The 2,820-nt window shown below is 39.6% G+C and carries 3 protein-coding genes; all 3 read right to left on the reverse strand.

The features are described from left to right. Nucleotides 1–84: 84 nt before the first annotated feature. The 3 genes from HOL16_02440 to HOL16_02450 all read right to left on the reverse strand — a co-directional run bounded on the left by HOL16_02440 (nucleotide 85) and on the right by HOL16_02450 (nucleotide 2,672). Nucleotides 85–1,302 (reverse strand): hypothetical protein, encoded by a 1,218-nt coding sequence (locus HOL16_02440; protein MBT5389553.1) that lies wholly within the window; start codon nucleotides 1,300–1,302, stop codon nucleotides 85–87. 1 nt (nucleotide 1,303) lies between these two features. After that, nucleotides 1,304–1,645 (reverse strand): EamA family transporter, encoded by a 342-nt coding sequence (locus HOL16_02445; protein ID MBT5389554.1) that lies wholly within the window; start codon nucleotides 1,643–1,645, stop codon nucleotides 1,304–1,306. Nucleotides 1,646–1,793: 148 nt separating this feature from the next. Further along, nucleotides 1,794–2,672, reverse strand: a complete 879-nt coding sequence (locus tag HOL16_02450) for a glycosyltransferase family 2 protein (protein ID MBT5389555.1) — start codon at nucleotides 2,670–2,672, stop codon at nucleotides 1,794–1,796. Nucleotides 2,673–2,820 lie beyond the last annotated feature (148 nt).

Genomic DNA, 2,820 nt, shown 5'->3' on the forward strand with positions numbered 1-2,820 from the left:
AAACAGGGGAAAATTGCGCGTGAAGACCAGAAAAACAGTTAAAATTGTGCCTTATGGATTGATCAGTGCAAAAAAATATCATTCTTATCCTTGCATCCTCCGTGAAACTTCCGCACTTTCATAATTTTGCAATTTGCTCACTAGAAAGGCAATTCCGAACAAAACAAAACCTAAAGGAGGAAAACTGGGCAATGCCCTTAAAAATTTTCCCACTCCTGGAAAATAATGCTTTCCCATTTGTTCAGAATATAAGATATCGGCCAACGAAAGTGGATTCAGAAGAAGCCTTTGCTTCTGAGATTCAAACTTGCTTAACGCTAGTTGCGACATTTCCCCCGGAAATAGCCGCCAAGTATCTATATACTTGGCATAAGCTACTTTCTGAATTTCAAGCGCAGACCACTGTTCTTGTTCAAACAACGCCTCGTTCAATGCTAAGACGTCATTTATGGAGTAATCGTTTCTTTTCACCTCTTTAACAGTTCTATCCACAACTGAATCACTCTCAAAAACAGGAACTCCACGGCTTGCCAAAGTAAATAAAGGCTGAAACATTACTGTTTGTCCCCCCGTTGTTAAAATGGCCTCTCCTGTCCGCATATAATTCCACTGTCTATACCCCTCATAGGATATTGCAGCTGGCAAAATTATAAGCGCAAAAATCATACCACGTTGAATTTTACGTCCAGTACTAAAATAGAAAAGAGAAAGAATAAGTGGTACGAGCGTCAAACAAAAAACATGGCCATTTCCCCGAAGATACACCATACAGGCCATCATTATCCCCAAAAGAAGGCTATGCCCCATAGAGGGCAACTCTTTTCTCAAAAGAGAGCTTCCCAGGGCCGAAAAGAGGTAAATATAAAAAGAGGCCATAAAGCTATCCGTTAAGACATAGATATCAAATAGCCAACTTGTGGTCAGAGAAAGTAATATAATGATAAGAGCTGGAAATAAAGTTTCTCCGTAGAGCTCTCCCAGGAGATCATATAGTTTCTTAAACGCAGCAATCGAAACAACAAGCTGAAGTAAAACAATAAAATGCTCAACATGTGTGCCAAGAATCCATTGTAAAAAGGCAATCAAAAATGGATATCCCAACGGTCGAAAAATCGTGTGAGATATGGCCGCTTTATCAAGCCCCGCATCATACATCCATTCAGTATTTTCTAAAAGAATATTGGCAGCAAGAAAATACTCTTTACTGTCGTAGGAACTGATAGGTCCATACACAAAATAGGCCACAAACTTTAGGCCAGCCAAAAGCAGTACGGGCCAATAATATTTTAGCTTCGATGCCATTTCATGCCCGAGATGCAACGAGAAATCCTACAAAAATAAGAGAAATGCCAAACCATTTTAAGGCAGATATGGGTTCAGATAAAATGTAGTATGACGCTATAATCACAGCTACATACTGGAGTGACAAAAACACTTGAACCACATTTAGAGGCATTTTTTGCAAAAGCCAAGCATATATAATGGCTCCCAATCCAAAAATGAACATACCCAATATGGTCATCCAACTGAAAAATCCAAAAACTTTAACGCCATGATCAGCCCCTAGTTTCATCAAAAGATTGCCCAGAACTGTCAGTCCAATCATAGATAAAATAGAAAACAGAATCGGGATACCTATAGCCATCTCAAATAACTTCCATCTATTTCCGTAATGCTTTTAAATAACTAAACTCCATATACCCTGAATCCAAATACAAGTAAAATAAATTCGAGCACCCCTTCTTCTCTGATTACAAAAGTCCTAACAGCTCCCAATGACTCCGGAGAAGGGCTTATTCCAAATTTACTTTTTCGCGTATCGCATAGACTTGACGCTGTTGGGATTCAAAATAGGTTCGTGTCAGCATTTCCGCCAAAAGACCCATGAGGATCCCCATAATTCCCGCTAAGAAAAACATGACTGTCAAAAGGGGAAGAGGCGTTTGGATAAACGACGTATTTCCAAAGAATTTCAGACATACCGCCAACAATCCTGTAAATCCACTCAATATCAAACTTATAAAACCAAGCCCTCCAAAGAGATAGATAGGTTTCGTAAAATAACCATGCAAAAACTTCACAACAATGAGATCCAAAACGACTTTTATGGTCCGTTCTAAGCCATATTTTGAAACACCATGTTTTCTCTCATGGTGTTTCACTGGGATTTCCGTAACTTTCCCTCCCTGCCATTTAGCATAAATGGGGATAAAACGATGCATTTCACCGTATAGAGTCACACCCTTGATAACATCCCTGCGGTAGGCTTTGAGGGAACACCCATAATCATGCAGAGAAACTCCTGAAATCCAGGAAATAAGACGATTAGCTACTGAACTTACAAAATTACGCCGAAAGCGGGCATCTTTGCGATTTTTTCGCCATCCAGAAACAATATCATAACCTTGCTCCAACTTCTCCAACAGCCTGGGAATATCGCACGGATCGTTCTGTAAGTCCGCATCAATGGGAATAATAATGTCATTGGATGCTAAATCAATCCCTGCCTGCATAGCTGCTGTTTGGCCATAATTCCTCTTGAAAGCAATAACTTTAACTTTTGAATCTTTTTTTGCCAAAGTTTTGAGTTCCCTTAAAGAACCATCTGTACTCCCATCATCCACAAGAATGATCTCATATTTTTTTGTGGTTTTACTGAGTACTTCTCTCAGAGACTCGTATTACTCCGGCAATAAAACAGTGGACTTAAGCGAGTTATTCTGATAGTGTCTATCCATGGAATTAGTAGACGCCCGCAAGTTATCCCAAGACGCACAAGAAGCCCTTCGTTTAAGAGCGATAAATGCTGTTGTAAAAGAG

Source organism: Alphaproteobacteria bacterium (assembly GCA_018662925.1).
GTDB lineage: Bacteria > Pseudomonadota > Alphaproteobacteria > 16-39-46 > JABJFC01 > JABJFC01.